The following is a 17051-nucleotide window of genomic DNA, read 5'->3' on the forward strand; positions in this document are numbered from 1 at the left end:
GCGGCCGTACCGCCCTCGTACGGCCGCCCGGCCGGGCTATTCGCCGTCGTCGAGTTTGGTTCCGGTGTCGAGGAAGAGGAACTCGTCCGGATCGATCCCCCGCGCCCGCGCCGAGCGCAGCGCCACCTGTTGCAGCAGCGCCGCCACGAACACCGGTATCTCCAGGGGGTTGTGCGCCTCGACCGGCACGACCAGGGTCCGCTCGCCGTGGACGACGGGGGCGCCCGTCCGCAGTTCGACGATCTGACGGCCGAGCGAGCCGAGGGCGCGGAGGATCTGCCCGTCGTCGGGACCGTCGAGAACGATGTGCAGCGTCGAGGGGTGGGTGGACTCCATCAGCCCGTGCAGGTACTGCCGCGTCTCGAACGACGCCGCGGGGACCCGCGTCACCTCGCGCAGCAGCAGCGCGCCGCTCTCGGCGACCCCGTACTGGTCCGCGGGCGCCACCAGGTCGATGATCGACGCGGCCGACAGCCGGTCCGCGATCTCCTCGGCCTGCGCGGAGGTCGCGTCGAGGAACCCGGCGAGCCGCTCCCCCAGGCTGAGCCACGTCGGCGACGGTTCGCCGTCGGTCCAGGTCTCGGCGAGCATGGAGACGGCCATCGCCGAGGCGGTGAACCCGATCGTCGAGGCGAGGCTGTCGGGCAGGTCGCCGAGGGTCAGCACCGAGTCGGCGGCGGCGGCCATCGGCGAGTCGGTGACGTTGACGACCGCGAGCTTGCGGCCGGTGGCCGCGCGCATCACGTCGACCGTCTCGCGGCTGCGGCCCGACTGGGACAGCGCGACGAGCGTGGTGGTCTCGTCGAACGGCCCCGCCTGCGCCGCGTTGAGCCGGACGCTGGGGATGCCGCGCGCCGACAGGTGGGCGACCGGTGCGGCGAGCGCCGCGAGGCTCGCGCCGATGCCGATGAACGTGGCCTGGTCGGGGCGGCCGACCGCACCCGCCGCGGCGAGCGCCCGCTCGCGCAGCACCGGTGCGACCTCGGTGAGCCGGCTGGTCTGGCTCAGCACGCCCTCGTCGAAGGGGATGAACCCCTGGCGCAGAAACGCGTTGACACTCATCGGCCGCTGGCCGCCCTTCCTCGTCGTGCCAGGGAATCGATCACCACGGCGGCCACGAGTACGGCGCCGGTGATCACGTACTTGACGGCGGAGGTCTGGTTCAGCAGATCCATGCCGTTGGACACCGCTCCGATGACGAGCATGCCGAGCAGTGCGGAGTACGCGGTGCCGCGTCCGCCGAACAGGCTGGTGCCGCCGATGACCGCGGCGGCGATCGCGTTGAGCAGGATGTCGCTGCCGCCGCTGGCCTGGTTGACCGCGAACAGGCGTGAGGCCGCGAGCACACCGCCGAAGGCGGCGAGCGACGAGGCGATCGTGAAGGCGATGACCTTGACGGTGCCGACCTGGATGCCCGCGCGCCGGGCCGCCTCGGCGTTGCCGCCGACGGCGAACAGCTTGCGGCCGAAGGTCGTGCCGCGCAGCAGCAGGTCGACCAGGACCACGAGTCCGACGAAGATGATCAGCGACAGGGGTATGCCGTGCCACCGCGCGAAGACGGTCGTCGCCGCGACGATCAGGACTGTGATCACTCCGGCGCGCACCAGGCCCCCGGTGAGCGGCCGTACGGTCAGGCCGCGTTCGCGTCGCCGTCTGGCGGTGAGGACCGTCCCGCCGAAGGCCGCGCCCGCGTAGACAGCGGCGATCACGTATCCGATCCACGCGGGGAGCGTGGTGTTGGCGAGCGAGGCGATGGTGCCGTCGTAGGGGATGTTGATCGTGCCCTGGTTGCCCAGGACGAGGAGTTGGCCGCCCTGCCAGGCGAGCAGGCCGCCCAGGGTCAGCACGAACGACGGAACGCCGAGCTTGGTGAAGATGAAGCCGTGGAACAGGCCGATCGCGGCGCCGAACACGACGGCCAGGACGATCGCGAGGACCGGCGGCCAGCCCTGGTTGATGCTCAGCACCACCATGGAGGCGGAGGTGATCCCGCTCACCGATCCGGCGGACAGGTCGATCTCGCCGATGATCAGGACGAACACGATGCCGAGCGCGATGACGCCGGTCGAGGCGATCTGCAGGCTCAGGTTGGAGAGGTTCTGCGGCGAGAGGAACCGCTGGTTGGCGATCTGGAAGACCAGCGAGATGACGACGAGGCCGAGGATGACGGGCAGCGCCCCGAAGTCGCCGGTACGCAGGCGCTGGACGCGCTCGCGCACCCAGTTCTCCTGCGCCGGCGGTCCTGGCGGCAGCACGCTCTGCCCGGCGGGGGCGGTTGCGGTGTTGGTGGTCACGGTCATCCTTCCTGAGCCCGGTCGCGGCGCAGCGTCCGGCGCTTTTGGGCACTGCTGTCGGCGACGCCGGTGATGGCGGCGACGACCTGTTCTTCTGTGGTCCCCTCGACGGGGAACTCGGTGACGCTGCGCCCGAGCCGCAGGCAGACGATGCGGTCCGCCACGTCGAAGACGTCGGCCAGGTTGTGGCTCACCATGAGGACGGCGTGCCCCTCGCTCCGCAGCCGCTCGATGAGTTCGAGCACTTCGGCGGTCTGCTCGACGCCGAGCGCCGCGGTGGGCTCGTCCAGGATGACCAGCCGCGGGTCGCCGAGCAGGGACCGCGCGATGGCCACCGACTGGCGCTGCCCGCCGGAGAGCGAGGAGACGGGCGCGCGCAGGTCCTTGATCTTGACCGAGAGCCGCTTGAGCAGCCCGACGGCGACCTCTTCCATGTCGAGCGCGCTCAGGAAGCCGCCGTGGTGCTTCTCGCGGCCGAGGAAGAGGTTGGCGACGATGTCGAGGTTGTCGCACAGCGCGAGGTCCTGGTACACCGTCGCGATGCCGAGGCGGGTGGAGTCCGTGGGCTTGCGCGGGGAGACCGGCTCGCCGTTCACCGCCATGGTGCCGCCGTCGCGGGGGTGCGTACCGGCGATCGTCTTGATCAGGGTGGACTTGCCCGCGCCGTTGTCGCCGACGAGCGCGACGACCTCTCCCGCGGCGACGGTCATGCTGACGTCGCTGAGCGCCTGAACGGCGCCGAAGCTCTTGCTGATGTGTTCGAGTTCCAGCACGGGCGGCGGGCGTTCTCCCGCCCGGTCGGCCGCCCTGTCAACGGTCGTTGTCATCGGCGGTCTCCTTTCATGCCGAGTCGGTCCGCCGCGGTGGCGACCGCGATCGGTTGGGCGAGGTGCCACGCGCCGGCGCCGACGAGACCGGCGTCGTCGCCGCACACGGCGGCGCGTACGTCGACGTCCCAGGAGACGTGCGAGCGCGCGGTGTCGCCGATGCGGCGGTCGAGCTCGTCGAGGAGCTGGGCGCCGGCCGCGCGGGCGAGGCCGCCGCCGACGACCAGTACGTCGGGTGAGACGACGTGGCACAGGAGGATCGCGGCGGCGGCCGCCGCGTCGGCGATGTCGGTGAGGGCGGCGGCGGCCAGGGCGCGGGGGTGGGGCGCGGTCGGTACGGGGTCGGCGCCGGGGGCGCCGTCGCTTGAGGCGAGGTCGGTCAGGGCGCGGTAGTCGACGTCCCTGCCCAGTTCACGCCCGGCCTCGCGTACGCGCTGTCCCGAGCCGAGGTCCTCGATCATGGGGCGCCCGGCGCCGAGCAGGTGCAGGAATCCGATCTGGAACCCCGACACGCGTCCGGACAGCACGCGGCCGTCGCTCACCACCGCCGCGCCGATCCCCGTCGAGAGGGTCAGATAGGCCGTCGTCCCCGCGGTGGACCCGGCGCCGAAGTACGCCTCGCCGATCGCGGCCAACTCGGCGTCACCGGCCAGCTCGACGGCGAGTCCGGTGGCCTCGGAGAGGTACGCGGCCGACAGGCGGCCGAGGTCGGTGGACGGCAGATTGCGCGCCACGTGCAGACGGCCCTCGACGTGGTCCACCCGTCCCGGCAGTCCGACGACCGCCGAGACGGCGTCCGTACCGGCCGCGATCCGCGTCATGAGATCGGCGACCTGCTCGTGCGCCGCGTCGTGCCGGACGGGCTCCTTGAGCCTGGCGGTCACGGTTCCGCCGCGGTCGACGAGCGCCGCGCGGGCGGTGGTGCCGCCCAGGTCGACTGCGACGACCTGGGCGGCATCGCCGGTGGAGAAGGAGGTCACTTGATGAGTCCCGCCTCGACGCACGCCTTCTTGTAGTTGGCCGTGCAGATCTGATCGACGGTCAGATAGCCGCTGTCGAGCAGGATTTCCTTCATGTTCTCCATCGTCACGGCGATGGATTCGAGCAGGTAGGCGGGCACCTTGCCCGCACCGTCGTCGATGGTGCCGTTGAGCAGTTCGCCGGAGGGCTTCTGCCCGGTGGCGAGGGCGGCGGCGGCCTTGGCGCCGATCCGCGCCTCGGTCTCGACCGGCAGGTACGTGCTCTCGTACAGGTCGCCCGCGACCATGTTCTGGATGGCGTCGAGCTGCGTGTCGAGGCCCGTGACGGGCGGCATCGGCTTGATGCCCGCGCTCTTCAGCGCGGCGACGACACCGGTGGCCATGCCGTCGTTGCCCGCGTAGACACCGGCGATCTTGGACGCGCCGAGCTTGGTGATGGCCTGCTGCATCTGGTTCTGCGCGTTGGCCGCCGACCAGCCCTTGGTGTCGTACTCGGCGGCGACGGTGAAGCCGGACTTGTCGATGACGCTGTGCGCGCCGTCCTTCTCCGGCTTGGCGCCCGAGTCGACGGGGTCGCCGTTCATCATGACGACGTTGCCGGAGGTCTTGCCGTCCTTCTTCAGCTTGTCGAGCAGGGACTGCATGCCGACGGCGCCCTGCTGGACGTTGTCGAACTTCACCCCGTAGTCCACGGCCGCGTTGTAGATGACGCGGTCGTAGCTCATGACCTTCGCGCCCTGCCTGCGGGCGCTGGCGACCACGGCCCCGGCGGCCTTGGAGTCGACGGGGTCGATCACCAGCACGCTGGCCCCTTCGGTCAGCGCGGACTCGGCCTGGCTGAGCTGCTTGCTCGCGTCCCCGGCCGCGTTGTAGTAGCGGAGCTGACACTTGGGGCAGCTCTCCGCGAGCTGCTTCTCGAAGGTCGGCTTGTCCCGCGCCTCGTACCGGGCGGTCGCGTTCTCCGGGAGCAGCAGCGCCACGATCGGCTTGTCCTTGGCCTTGCCGCCGCCGGAGCCGCCGGTCGAGCCGGAGGTCGCGTCGGATGTGTCCGACGAGCACGAGGCCAGCATGAGGGCTCCAACTACAGCCACCCCCGCAACGGCCATGCGTCGGCGGTGTGAATGAGAAGTAACGTTCATGAGAGTTTCGTCCACCTCTGAGCCATGTGTAGCGGGGTGAGTTGCCTCAAGCTAGATCTGGTATCAACCAGTGGTCAACCCTCTGGTATTACAGCTCGATAACCTAAGCAAACCACTGGTATTACACCGAGGTGACCAGCAAATTTCCCCCCGCCCCACCCGCACACCCCGCGCCGCCGCCCCCGTCGACCCCAACTCCCCCGCGATTCCCCCCGACCCCCCGCCCTCCCTCTGGTACGAACCACCGGTCGTATCCAATCCCACCCCGCCGCACCCACCCCCTCCGAACCGAAAGCCCCCGCAGACAGGAAGAGGCCGGCCCGGACGCGCCTCACCGGAGGCAAGCGAACTGGACGGCCTGTGGGACCTTGGGGACGCACGTGGGCCCAGCGGACGACAGCGCACGGGCGGCGGCGTGGACGAGGACCCGCAAGATGCCCGGCGAGCGGACGCGCGACCGGATCGGCGCAGCCTCCTCGGCTCACCGCAGGTGCCTCAGGTGGGCGAAGATCCATTCCCGGGCGGCTCCAAGCCCAGCACCGGCCGATGGCGGTTCCGCCGACTTCGGCGGGCCGCCCGCAGTGGCCAAGCTAGCCGGAAGGATGAGTCAATCGGCTCACCGTTGCATAGTCGTCGGATGCGTGAACCGTAGCCAACAGGATAGCGCCGTCAGAACACTCGAGAACCGCTGGGTTGTTACCCGGGATCGGCGCATAGGCGGCTTCACCCGTGAAGGCATCGAGAATGTGCACAGGGCCCGCACCGGAAGACACGAACAGAAGCGCGGACTCATTCAAACAGCCCGCGGCGATGGCACCGACGTCCGAGCCCATCGACAAAGCAGGACCCAGCGGCTCACCAGTCACCCCGTTATACCGAGACAAGTTTCCATTCATGTCGAGTGACGCCAGGACAGCCCGGCCGTCGGGATGCGTCAGCGCGGTCATCCTCATGTTGTATTCGCCGAAACCATGAATATGTGATCCGAATGGCTCGCCGGTCGAGGCGACCCACCGATACACAACTCCAGCCTCGTCCTCCGCCGCGATGAGGACCGTGCCGTCCTTGAGCGACAGTGACGTGATGGTCTTCAGCGGATAATCCGGCCCCGTCAGTTGAGGGCTCAACGCTTCGCCGGTAGTCGCGTCCCAATAGTGGATGAACGGCTCACACTGCGCGGCAACAGCGATGAACGCTCGCCCACCGGGCAGCGGCCCACTGGTGACGTCCCAAGCGGTGTCATCAAACTCAGCCATCGCGCCAACGGGCACGGGCCTGCCACTTGCAGCATCAACCCGCACCACCCCGATATCCGTGGCCACCGCGACGACGGCATCACCATTCGTCGGGGTGGCCACCGCAAGCGTCGATATCAGATCCTCACCCGCAAACCTCCAGAGCATTTCACCGGTGCGAGGGTCCCAACGCCAAAAATCGTAGCCGGTACCGTTTGAGAGCAATATGGGTGTATCACTCTCACCTTGAGCCAAAACCGGCACGACGCCGTCCGGAGCTTCTTCTGCAAACACTGTTTCCAGGACCACATCTAGCAATTCGAGCACAACGCTTCCCAATCTCCGCATTACGCGGCGCCGACAAATCTCCAGAGCTCCGACGAGCGGAGGCCGCATCCCAGAATTCCCCACTCGACCCCTGACGGATCGACGCACCTCGTTGAAGGCGACCATGCACGACGGAGAGTGTCACCGTCAGCCGCGAGCCATGGTGGCGGGAGGGGGCGGCGGAGGGATGAGTCGGGCTTCGGCGCGGTCGAGGCGTCTGGTTGTGCGGCTGTGGGCGGCCCGGGCGGCGGCGAGGAGGACGCCGATCGTCAGGCAGAAGACACCGAAGCCGGTGGTACCCACGATCAGGAAGATGGCGCCGAGGACGAGATAGAACCCGGCGAGCCAGGGCAGCCACCGAAGGCCGCTGCGCGCCGCCTTGCGTTGGCGTCGCAGAAGGACGGTCATGGCGTGCCGTACGGCCGGGTCCGCGGGAACGCGTCCCTTGCGCAGGCGGCGGGCGATCACCGGGATCTGCCGGGGCCGGATTCCGGCCTCCTGGGCGAGGTGTCGCCGGAAGGTCCGTTGCCGCCACAAGCCCGCCGTGGCGGCGCCCAAGCCTCCCGCGAAACCGCCGAAGTTGAAGCCCAGCCAGAACCACAGCGCGGCGTACATCACCGCGAGGAAGGCCACTGCCGTCCCGACACGCACCCACAGGCGGTCGTACCAACGGCGTTCACCGTCCCAGTCCACATCCCCGTCCTGGCGGTACTCGCTGCTCATCCGCGCCCCCAACTGCCGTCGCCACAAGGACAGTCGTCTACCCCCGAGGATCGCGCGAACGCGTCGTCACGATGTCAAGCCCGGTGCCGGTGCGGCCCCCTCCGAAAGATCGTGGCCCGTACAGGTCACTGCCCGTACGGACCCCATCCCGGTGTGCCGCTGGGCCCCCGGGGTCATCGGTCGTCCCTGGAGGAAACAGCCCCAAGCTGGTCCCCGCGCACCTGGAGGGGACCGAGCCCGTCGTCGGGGGCAACTCGTCCTGGGGCGGCGTCAGCGGGGGCGGCGGCGGGTGTGCTTGTCGCCGAGGGTGGAGGGCAGGAAGAGGATGTCCTTCTGGTTGAGGTTGACCCCCGGCGGGACGATCTCGTCGATGCGGTCCAGTACGTCGTCGCTGAGTGCGACGTCGGCGCCGGCCAGCAGGTCGGTGAGCTGCGCGGGGGTGCGCGGGCCGAGGAGGACCGAGGTGACCGCCGGGTGGGTCAGCACGAACGCGGTGGCCAGATGGGCGAGTTTCAGCCCCGCTTCGGCGGCCAGTTCGGTGAGCTCTCCAACGGCCTTCGCCTTGGCCCGGTTCCCCGGTTCCGCCTGGTCGAACAGGGGCGTGGCAGCTCCCGCGTTGCGGTGACCGGCGGTGGGATCGGCGCGGCCGGAGAGCCAGCCGGATCCGAGCGGGCCGAAGGTGAGGACGCCCATGCCGTATCGCTGGGCGGTCGGCAGCGTGGTGGCCTCGACGCCGCGCAGCAGGACGTTGTACGGCGGCTGCTCGGACCGGAAGCGGTGGTGGTGGCCGCGCTCGGCGGCCCACTGCGCCTCGACCGTCTGCTCCGGGTGGAACAGCGACGAGCCGATCGCCCGTACTTTCCCGGCCCGGATCAGGTCCGAGAGCGCGGAAAGCGTCTCGTCGAGGTCCGTGAACGGATCCCAGCGGTGCATCTGGTAGAGGTCGATGCGGTCGGTGCCGAGACGGCGCAGGCTCCCCTCCACCGCCTGGGTGATCCACCTGCGCGATCCGCCCCGCCGGTTGTCGTCCGATCCGATCGGCAGCCCGAATTTGGTGGCGAGGACGACCTCGTCACGCCGCCCTTTCAGCGCCTTGCCGACGATCTCCTCGCTCTCGCCCGCGGAATAGACGTCCGCGGTGTCGACGAAGTTGATGCCTGCGTCCAGCGCGGTGTGGATCATCGCCACGGACTCGCCGTGGTCGGTGTTGCCCATCGCGCCGAGCATCATCGTCCCGAGGGCGAATTCGCTCACCGACATACCCGTACCGCCGAGGACTCTGCGTTTCATGGTGCGCTCTCCACTGTCGTGCCGGTCTCATCCGGCAATACGTCCGGCACTTCGTACGGCATTTCGTCCGGCACCTCGTCCGGCACTTCGTACAGCGACTGATCCGGCAACTCGTCCGGCCACCGTCCGGCTGCGGCGGCCGGCCCGCCCGTCGTCAGCCCTCGACGCTCGCGGGGACCTCACCAGGGCGGTCGACCACGCCGCGCCGCATGACGGCATTCACGCCGTACAACGTCTCGACGGCGGTGCCGTCGCCCTGGTGACCGATCATGTAGGACCGCGAGCCCAGATACGTGAGCGTGGCCTTGTCGAAGATCCACGTGTCGCGGGTGGCGGCTCCGGGGTCGTGGCGAGTGATGCCGAAGCCGTGCCGGCCCGCCGCGTCGACGGCGTCGGGCACCACGCGGACGCCGGGGATCTTCTCCACGACCTGGTACAGCGCGGACGCGGTGGCCGGGGGCATGATCGCCGTGCTCAGCATCCCGCCGATGTTCGAGAAGACGGTCTCGTCCAGCGAGGAGGTGCCCCACGGCTCGGTCTCGGCGTAGAGCAGCGCGCGCAGCGCCTCGGGGTCCGTGGGCAGCGTGGCCAGCCACTTGTAGGTGGGGTGGTCAAGCCCCGCGTACACGGGCGAGGTGGCCACCATGGGCCCCAGCCCCGGCATCACCGCGTCCTTCCCCGATTCACGGATCCAGCCCTCCTCCGTCATGGGGCCGGGGCGCTGGACGGTCCAGTACTCCTGCTTGTGCAGCGCGCCGAGCCGGACCTGGCCGCCGAACGCGCCCTTGTTCCCCCGGGTCAGCGTCTCGACATACACGAACTGGTCGTCCTTCACCGGCGTCACGTTGGCCGTCATGGCGACGGCGGCGATGCGGCTGAGCGTGGCGGACGCGCTGTTGTAGTGCGCCGGAGGGGCTGCGGGGAAGTGCCCAGGGGCGTGTCCGCCGCCGGACGCGGTGACGACGAGCACGGCGGTCAGTGCGGCCGCCACGGGAAGCACCATCATCGGACGCGGTTGCCGGCGGCGGCGCTGTGGGGCCGCCGCCGTCGCCACCATCGGCGTCGTCGTCGTCGCCGTCGTCGTCGCCGTCGTACGGGTCCCGCGGGCGAGGTCCTGGTCGATCCGCCGCATCAGAACGTCCTTGAGGTGCCGATGGCGGCTCGGCGAAAGGTGGTCCCAGGCGGCCGAGGCGGCCAGCAGTTCTTCCGCCTCGGCCGGGACGGTGGCGGGCGCGTTGTCAGCCTTCATCGGGTTTCCTCCTGCAAGAAGAGCGCCGCGAACACGGCCTCGCCGTCTTTCTCTCCGGGAACGCGGTCCGGTTCCCCCGCCGTGTCGCGTGCCGGTACGGCGCTCAGGTCGGCCAGTCGCTTGCGGGCGCGCGAGAGCCGCGAGCGCACGGTGCCGACCGGGATGCCCAGTGCCTCGGCGGCTTGCCGGTAGTCCAGCCCGGCCGCCACGCACAGGGCGATCACCTCCCTGTCCTGGCGGCGCAGTCGGCGCAGCGTCTCGTGGACGGCGGCCAGCCGTCGCGCGTCGTCGATCCGGCCGATCGCCTCTTCCGCGAAGTCCTCGACCGCGCGGGGCTCCGGGCTGCGCGCGAGGGAGGCGAGCCTGCGCCACCGTCCGCGGTTGGCGTTGTGCGCCTTGTGCGTGGCGATGCCCAGGAGCCATGGCGTGAGGGACCCGCCCTCCGGCTCCACGGTCTCCCGCCCGCGCCAGGCGGCCAGGAAGGTCTCGGACATCACGTCCTCGGCCTCCGGCCAACTCCCGGTCAGCCGCAGCGCATGGTTGTAGACCGCCCGCGCGCTCTGTTCGTACAGCTCGGCGAACGCGGAACGGTCTCCGGCACGGATCCGCCCACGCAACGGCTCCGCTGGTTCTGTTTGCGTCACACTCATTACTCTCCGCAGCACCGGCCGAGTTCCTGTGTCCGCCGTCACAGCCGCCCGCCCGCCCGCTTCCCGCGCCCGAGAGTAACGGTGCGTCCGGTTTGCACAAAGGGCTGACGGTGCGCTCCTTATCTGGTGAAGTACGGGTCTGCCGGGCCCGCAAGGGGGGTGCCCGGCCTCGTTCTCGACGTCTGCTCCTACGACAACGCCCGCGTCGCCTTCACGAGCTGCTGACCGGGGCCCGCGGCGCTCCGTCCCGCCACCGACGGAGCGCCGGGGTTCGTATGACGGAATCCGCCCTCGCGGCTCAGGGCCGTAAGAGGTCCCTGTGGGATCAGGGCCTTGCGGGGGCGTCGGCGAAGTCGGGGAGGTCGGGGGTGAGGAGGTCCGCGACGGCGCCGTCGAGGAGTTCGGCGGTCTCGGTGGAGCGGGGGAGCATGGTGCTCTCGTAGGCGCGGACGGCGTCGGCGACGGTGGCCTCGGTGGCCAGGGCGACGGCGAGTTCGCCGGCGTCGAGCATGGCGAGGTTGACGCCGACGCCCAGCGGGGGCATGAGGTGGGCGGCGTCGCCCAGGAGTGTCACGGTGGGGTGCGGCTCCCAGGTGTGCGGGACCGGCAGGGCGAAGATCGGCCGCTGGACGTAGGGGCCGTCGTTGTCGGTGATGAGCCGGCGCATGGGCGCCGACCAGTGGGCGAACCGCTCCTGGAGCAGGGCGCGGACGGCGTCGGTGTCGTCGGCGGCCAGGCCGCCGCGGCTGATCCAGTCGGCCGGGACCTGCTGGACGATGTAGACGCGGATGTGGTCGCCGCCGTTGCGCTGGGCCACCAGCGCGCGTTCGCCGTCGCCCGCGTGGGCCATGCCCTGGCCGACCAGTTCGGCGATCTCGGGGTGGCTGTTGTCGACGGCGTCGAACCAGGCCTCCAGGAAGCTCACCCCCGTGTATGCGGGGACGGCGGCCGAGACGGCCGGGCGTACGCGTGACGAGGCGCCGTCGGCGCCGATGACCAGGTCGGTCTCCACGGTGGTGCCGTCGGTGAAGCGCAGCAGCCGCGGTCCCTCGGCGGGACCGCCGACGGACTCAAGTCCCTTTCCCCAGCGGATCGTTCCCGGTTCGACCGACCGCAGGAGCAGGTCGCGCAGCACCCCGCGGTCGATCTCCGGCTTGAACAGCTCGTCGGCTTCCGGGACGTGCCGGACGGTGATCGTGCCGTCCGGGTCCAGCAGCCGCATCTCCTGGCCCTCGGGCCGGGACAGCGCGAAGAACTCCTCCAGCAGACCGGCCTCGCGCAGGGCGATCTGGCCGTTGTCGGCGTGCAGGTCCAGGGAGCCGCCCTGGTCGCGGACGTCGGGACCGGCCTCGCGGTCGTAGACGGTGACCGCGAGGCCGCGCCGCTGGAGGATGCGGGCGCAGGTCAGGCCGCCGGGTCCCGCGCCGATGACGCTGATCCTGGCCTGGGCCGGTGCTACGGGGTTCGTGGGGTTCATGGGTGGTTCCTCTCGCCGACGCCGGAGGGCCGCGGCCCGATGCCGCAGGCATGTCCGGCGCCGTCACATTATTCGAACGCCTCCAAACATACAACGACTCCAATAATGGTGCGATGGCAACTTTCGGGGTACGGTCGGCGCATGGACGACACCACCGACCGGGCCGCCCCCGCCGGAAGGCGCGAACGCAAGAAGGCCGCCACCCGGCAGGCGATCGCCGACGCCGCGCTGCGGCTGTTCCTGGAGCGCGGATACGACCAGGTGAGCGTCCGCGAGATCGCCGAGTCCGCCGATGTGTCGGTGTCGACGGTGTTCAACTACTTTCCCGGCGGCAAGGAGGCCCTGGTCTTCGACGAGGACGCCGGGAACGAGGCCCGCCTCGTCGCCGCGGTGACCGACCGCCCCGCGGACCGGACGATCCCCGAGGCCCTGCGCGCGCACTTCACGGGCTTCGCCACCTCACCCCACACGCGTGACCCGCGCTTCGCCGACCTCCAGGAGCTCGTCCGGCAGACCCCGGCCCTGCGCGAGTACTCCCGCGCGATGGCCCTGCGCCACGAGAACGCCCTGGCCGTCGCCCTCGCCGAGCAGACCGGCCGCCCCCACGACGACCTGCTCTGCGCCGCCTACGCCCGCTTCACCCTGGAAACCCTCGCCTTCGCCGGTTCCCGTCCCGATCCCGTCGCCGCGATCGACCAGGCGATGCTCCTGCTCGACCGGGGATGGACGGCCGCGGTCACCCCGCCCGGCCCCGCCGCCCCGACGGCGGGTCAGATGTTGTAGTGGTTCTCGTAGTACCGAGCCACCAGCTCGCGGTAGTGGGTATCACCGGTGTGCTCGTCCACGACGAACTCCGGGGAGCTCTTGATCTGGTCCTTCGTGAGATCGACGAAGATCTTCTGGTCCGCCGTGTCGATCGACCGTACGGTGCCCGCGGGGAGCAGTACGTGCTTGCCGAAGATCCACACGCCGGTATCGACGACCAGATACGCCGAGTCGAAGTCGTCGGAGTGCTTGTCGACCTTGCCGATGTGACCGTCCGTCGCCTCGACCTGGTAACCGATCAGGTCGGTCCCCGCCGTATGGCCGGTGGTGTGCTGATAGCCCCAGATGTTGTCCCTCATGTCGCGGCTCCTCCATCGGAAACGTCGCGCCCCGAGTGACGAGAATGCCGTCGCGGCATCTGCTCGCCGGTGACGCGTACTCAGACGGTCGCGTGCCCGCCCGCCCCGCGCCCACACCTCAGGCCCCGACTCGCCCGCCCGAACGACCTCAACGCCCGACCGACCTCAGCGATCGAACGGTCTCAGCGATCGGCGAGCAGCTCGCGAGCCGCGCGGGCGCCGGAGGCCATCGCCCCCTGGACCGAGCCGGTGGCCCGGTGATCGCCGCAGACGTAGCGGCCGGGCGAGACCCGCGTGGTACGGCTGAGCGGCCACGGCGGCGGCATGGCGGGCAGCGCTTCGGCGACGCGGTAGGCGGCCACCGGCTCCCACGTCGTGGTGTCGGTCTCGTAGAGCTCGGCCAGTACCCGGCGCACCTCCGCCTCGCCGCCCTCGGTCTCGTCGACTCCGAGCACGGAGGTGGAGACCAGGGCCCGGCCGGGCGGCGCGTAGGTGGGACTGACCTCGCTGAGCACGACGGTGTTGAGCACGCGCCGTGCGGTGTCCACGATGAGCGTCGGTTCGGCCCGCGGTCGTTCAGGAGCCGCGTGGTAGTACGTGGTGACCGATCGCGTTGCCGGTACGCGCAGGCCGGGTACGAGTGAGGCCGCGGCGGCCGGGCCGGCGGCGACGACCACCGCGGGCGCGGCCAGTTCGTCACCGCGGGCCGTCAGCACCCCGTCGTCGGTGAGCCGTTCCACGGGGACGTCGAAGGCGACGGTGCCGTCCGGCAGCGCGGCCGCCATCAGCTCGGGCACCGCGGCGACTCCCCGAGCGGGCAGGCACAGGGTGCCGCGCAGCATGGAGCGCCACACCAGGTGGAAGAACCGGCTGGAGGTCTCCAGCTCGTCCTCCAGGAAGACTCCCGACAGGAACGGGCGGAACAGGGTTTCGACCAGTTCGTCGCCGATGCCCGCCTGCGCGAGCGCGGTGCGGGTCGTGCGGTCCGTCTGGCGTTTGAGGACGCGGGGCGGTGCCAGCAGGTCGCGGCCGCTCATCATGGCGAGTCCGGCGAGATCACGCAGCGTGGCCAACCGCCCGGGCCGCAGGTCGGCCGCCATCCGCGGGTGGCGTGTCGGGTCGCCCAGGCGGAGCTTCCCCTGGGGGGTGTGCACCAGAAGGCCGGGCGTGAACGGCCGCAGGCGCAGCTCGCTCAGCCGCAGGCGACGGCGCAACTGCGGGTAGGAGGTGTTGACCACCTGGAAGCCGCGGTCGAAGCGGAACCCGTCGCGTACGTCGGTACGCATCCTGCCGCCCGCCGCGTCCGACGCTTCCAGCACTCGCACGCGCAGCCCCGCGGCCACCAGGTCCTGCGCGCAGGCCAGCCCCGCCACACCCGCGCCGACGACCACCACGTCGACGGCGCCCTCACTCGCTCCGCGTGTCATTCGAGCCTCCCGCCGCGCGACGGCCAACGCGGATTCGGCGACGCGCTGCCTCTTCCTGCGGATCATGGCAGGCCGTCGGCGGCCCCGCACGTCTGCCACGGCCTGTGAGCCCATGGGATCACCGGCTCCGCGCGGGCGCCCGCCGGTGGACGGGTCCTGCCACCGCCGTGACAGGACCCGTCTTCACCGTCGGCCGGAGGGGGAGGCGGCGGACGGGTGCGCGGTGGTCAGCCGCAGGGAAGCGCCCCCGGGGTCAGGGTCACCTGGTGGCTGAGGTCACCGTCGAAGCGGAAGGTGTTCACGGCGGTGCCCTGGCAGGTGTAGCGGACGATGCCGACGCCGTACGCCACCGCGGTGATCGTGCCCGTAGTGCTGACCTTCTCGATCACGGCGTAGGCGGGCTGGCTGACGCCGTTGCAGACCTTGCTGTTGTAGATCGAGAGCTGGCCGTAGATGAAGTCGAAGTCGGTGTAGTACTGGCAGCCGCTGGGCCAGTCCGTGGTGCTCGCGGACGCGGTGGCGGCGCCCGGTACCAGCAGGGCGGCCAGGGCCGCGGTACACGCGGCGGCGGTCAGACGGAGCTTTCTCACAGGTCGTTGTCCCTTCGGTGGGCGGGGGGAGCGGAACGAGCCGGAAGCAGCATCCGTGGGACGGGGCGGGGTCACCGCGCGCCACCGATCGTAGGTTCGGCGACACAGTCGCGCAATAAGCCGGGCAAGTGAAAGAAATTTCCGTAACTCAGCCTGAAAAGAAGTGAGTTCAGTGATGCGTCAGGGGCGTCGGAGGATGGCGGGAGGGGCTGCCGGGGACACCGGGGCGCGAGACGCCGGGGCGAGGTGAGGCCGCGGCGAGGTGAGGCCGCGGCGAGGTGAGGCCGCGGCCGGTCGGCCGCGCGGCAGCGCGCCGACCGGGCAGGACGGGATGTCCTGCCCGGTCGGCGGGCTCGCCCAGAGGGAATACGGCCTGCTCGGAGAAGCCTCGGCCCGCTCAGAGGAAGTAGCGGAGCCAGATGTAGAGCCAGGCGATCACGCAGCTCATGGTCGTCACGATGATGCCGTAACGGGTGAACTGCCAGAACGAGATGCGGTGGCCGCTGCGGGCGGCGATGCCGATCGCCACCACGTTGGCGCTGGCCGCCACCGCCGTGCCGTTGCCGCCGAAGTCCGCGCCGAGGGCGAAGGCCCACCAGATCGCCTGACCGGTGCGCTCGTCGGGCGCCTCGGCCACCAGCCCTTCGACCACCGGGGCCATGGAGGCGACGTACGGGATGTTGTCGAAGAAGGCCCCCAGGATCGCCGAACCGAACAGCAGGGCGGTCGCGGCGCCGAAGAAGTTGCCGTCCACCTGGCCGACCACCCAATCGCCGAACGTGCTGATCACCCCGGTGTGCCCCAGACCGGCGACCATCACGAACAGGCCCATGAAGAAGACCAGGGTGGGCCACTCGACCTCGTTGAGCACCTCGGTGACGTCCATCCGGGAGACCAGCAGCATCAGCCCGGCGCCGACCAGCGCCACCACCGACGGGTCGAGGTGCAGCACAGAGTGCAGCGAGAAGGCGACCACCACCAGCGCGAGTACGGCCAGGCAGCGCACCAGCAGCCGTACGTCCGTGATCGCCCGCCGCTCCTGCAACGCCAGGACAGCGTTGACGTGCTCCGGGTTGTACCGGAACGACTTGCGGAACAGCACCCGGGTGAAGAGCACGAAGACCGCGAAGATCACGACGACGATCGGCGCCATGTGCACCAGGAAGTCCGTGAAGGTCAGCCCGGCGCGGCTGCCGATGATGATGTTCGGCGGATCGCCGATCAGGGTCGCGGCGCCGCCGATGTTGGAGGCCAGGATCTCCGCGATCAGGTACGGCTGCGCGGGAATGTGCAGCCGGTTGCAGACCACCACCGTCACCGGGGCGACCAGCATGATCGTGGTGACGTTGTCCAGGAACGGCGACGCGACAGCGGTGATCAGCATCAGCATGACCATCAGCCGGTACGGCCGGCCGCCCGACCGCTTCGCGGACCAGATGGCGAGGTAGTCGAAGAGGCCGGTCTGCTTCAGCACCCCGACGATGATCATCATCCCGAGCAGCAGGAGGATGACCTCCCAGTCGACCCCGGCGTGCTGGGAGAACCACACCTCGGCTCCGGGCGCGAGGCCGAACACCAGCATCACGGCGGCCGCGACCAGTACGACTTTGACCTTGTCGACCTTCTCGGTGGCGATGAAGAAGAACGCCACCGAGAAGATGGCCAGCGCGACGACGGCGCTCACCGGTCACCCCCCGACCGGCTCGCGCCGCCGCACGA

General features: G+C 70.4%; 16 protein-coding genes. 1 reads left to right on the forward strand and 15 read right to left on the reverse strand.

All coding sequences use genetic code 11. The features are described from left to right. Positions 1-36: 36 nt before the first annotated feature. The 11 genes from ACIP4Z_RS16725 to ACIP4Z_RS16775 form a co-directional block, all read right to left on the reverse strand. The gene (locus tag ACIP4Z_RS16725; protein ID WP_355342528.1) at positions 37-1062 is read right to left on the reverse strand and encodes an SIS domain-containing protein; all 1026 of its coding nucleotides are present in this window, start codon (positions 1060-1062) and stop codon (positions 37-39) included. Then, positions 1059-2300, reverse strand: coding sequence for a sugar ABC transporter permease (locus tag ACIP4Z_RS16730; protein WP_391046090.1), 1242 nt, complete (start codon positions 2298-2300; stop codon positions 1059-1061). The genes ACIP4Z_RS16725 and ACIP4Z_RS16730 overlap by 4 nt, the downstream gene beginning before the upstream one ends. Continuing rightward, on the reverse strand, positions 2297-3121 hold the full coding sequence (locus tag ACIP4Z_RS16735; RefSeq protein WP_188280229.1) for an ATP-binding cassette domain-containing protein: 825 nt from the start codon (positions 3119-3121) through the stop codon (positions 2297-2299). Before ACIP4Z_RS16735 ends, ACIP4Z_RS16730 begins: the two co-directional genes overlap by 4 nt. Then, positions 3118-4101 carry an ROK family protein gene (locus ACIP4Z_RS16740; RefSeq protein ID WP_355342535.1) on the reverse strand — a complete coding sequence of 328 codons (984 nt, stop codon included), beginning with the start codon at positions 4099-4101 and terminating at the stop codon, positions 3118-3120. The genes ACIP4Z_RS16735 and ACIP4Z_RS16740 overlap by 4 nt, the downstream gene beginning before the upstream one ends. Next, entirely contained in the window at positions 4098-5171 is a 1074-nt protein-coding gene (locus ACIP4Z_RS16745; RefSeq protein ID WP_366823751.1) for a substrate-binding domain-containing protein, read from the reverse strand. Before ACIP4Z_RS16745 ends, ACIP4Z_RS16740 begins: the two co-directional genes overlap by 4 nt. 659 nt (positions 5172-5830) lie before the next feature. Then, positions 5831-6802, reverse strand: coding sequence for a PQQ-binding-like beta-propeller repeat protein (locus ACIP4Z_RS16750; RefSeq protein WP_401308688.1), 972 nt, complete (start codon positions 6800-6802; stop codon positions 5831-5833). A 147-nt stretch (positions 6803-6949) separates the two neighbouring features. Beyond that, complete coding sequence (locus ACIP4Z_RS16755) at positions 6950-7525, reverse strand: hypothetical protein (protein ID WP_401308691.1); 576 nt, start codon at positions 7523-7525, stop codon at positions 6950-6952. Positions 7526-7795: 270 nt separating this feature from the next. Beyond that, positions 7796-8815: an aldo/keto reductase gene (locus ACIP4Z_RS16760; protein ID WP_401308694.1), complete on the reverse strand. Its 1020-nt coding sequence runs from the start codon at positions 8813-8815 to the stop codon at positions 7796-7798. A 154-nt stretch (positions 8816-8969) separates the two neighbouring features. Continuing rightward, a complete protein-coding gene (locus ACIP4Z_RS16765) occupies positions 8970-10064 on the reverse strand; it encodes a CU044_5270 family protein (protein ID WP_401308697.1) in 1095 nt (364 codons plus the stop codon). After that, positions 10061-10714, reverse strand: coding sequence for an RNA polymerase sigma factor (locus ACIP4Z_RS16770; RefSeq protein ID WP_401308700.1), 654 nt, complete (start codon positions 10712-10714; stop codon positions 10061-10063). Before ACIP4Z_RS16770 ends, ACIP4Z_RS16765 begins: the two co-directional genes overlap by 4 nt. Positions 10715-11039: 325 nt before the next feature. After that, the gene (locus ACIP4Z_RS16775) at positions 11040-12191 is read right to left on the reverse strand and encodes an FAD-dependent oxidoreductase (protein WP_401308703.1); all 1152 of its coding nucleotides are present in this window, start codon (positions 12189-12191) and stop codon (positions 11040-11042) included. A gap of 141 nt (positions 12192-12332) precedes the next feature. Between ACIP4Z_RS16775 and ACIP4Z_RS16780 the strand changes: the two genes are divergently transcribed. Beyond that, complete coding sequence (locus ACIP4Z_RS16780; RefSeq protein WP_401308706.1) at positions 12333-12974, forward strand: TetR/AcrR family transcriptional regulator; 642 nt, start codon at positions 12333-12335, stop codon at positions 12972-12974. Here the strand turns inward: ACIP4Z_RS16780 and ACIP4Z_RS16785 are convergent. The 4 genes from ACIP4Z_RS16785 to ACIP4Z_RS16800 form a co-directional block, all read right to left on the reverse strand. Next, a complete protein-coding gene (locus tag ACIP4Z_RS16785) occupies positions 12962-13315 on the reverse strand; it encodes a PRC-barrel domain-containing protein (RefSeq protein ID WP_355342557.1) in 354 nt (117 codons plus the stop codon). The two genes, ACIP4Z_RS16780 and ACIP4Z_RS16785, sit on opposite strands and share 13 nt — an antisense overlap. A gap of 182 nt (positions 13316-13497) precedes the next feature. Then, positions 13498-14742, reverse strand: coding sequence for an NAD(P)/FAD-dependent oxidoreductase (locus tag ACIP4Z_RS16790; protein ID WP_355342560.1), 1245 nt, complete (start codon positions 14740-14742; stop codon positions 13498-13500). 227 nt (positions 14743-14969) lie between these two features. After that, the gene (locus ACIP4Z_RS16795) at positions 14970-15332 is read right to left on the reverse strand and encodes a hypothetical protein (RefSeq protein ID WP_401308710.1); all 363 of its coding nucleotides are present in this window, start codon (positions 15330-15332) and stop codon (positions 14970-14972) included. Positions 15333-15729: 397 nt separating this feature from the next. After that, positions 15730-17016 carry an ArsB/NhaD family transporter gene (locus ACIP4Z_RS16800; protein ID WP_355342566.1) on the reverse strand — a complete coding sequence of 429 codons (1287 nt, stop codon included), beginning with the start codon at positions 17014-17016 and terminating at the stop codon, positions 15730-15732. Positions 17017-17051 lie beyond the last annotated feature (35 nt).

Origin of the sequence: Streptomyces sp. NPDC088910 (assembly GCF_044749865.1) — a bacterium.
In the GTDB taxonomy this organism is placed as follows: domain Bacteria; phylum Actinomycetota; class Actinomycetes; order Streptomycetales; family Streptomycetaceae; genus Actinacidiphila.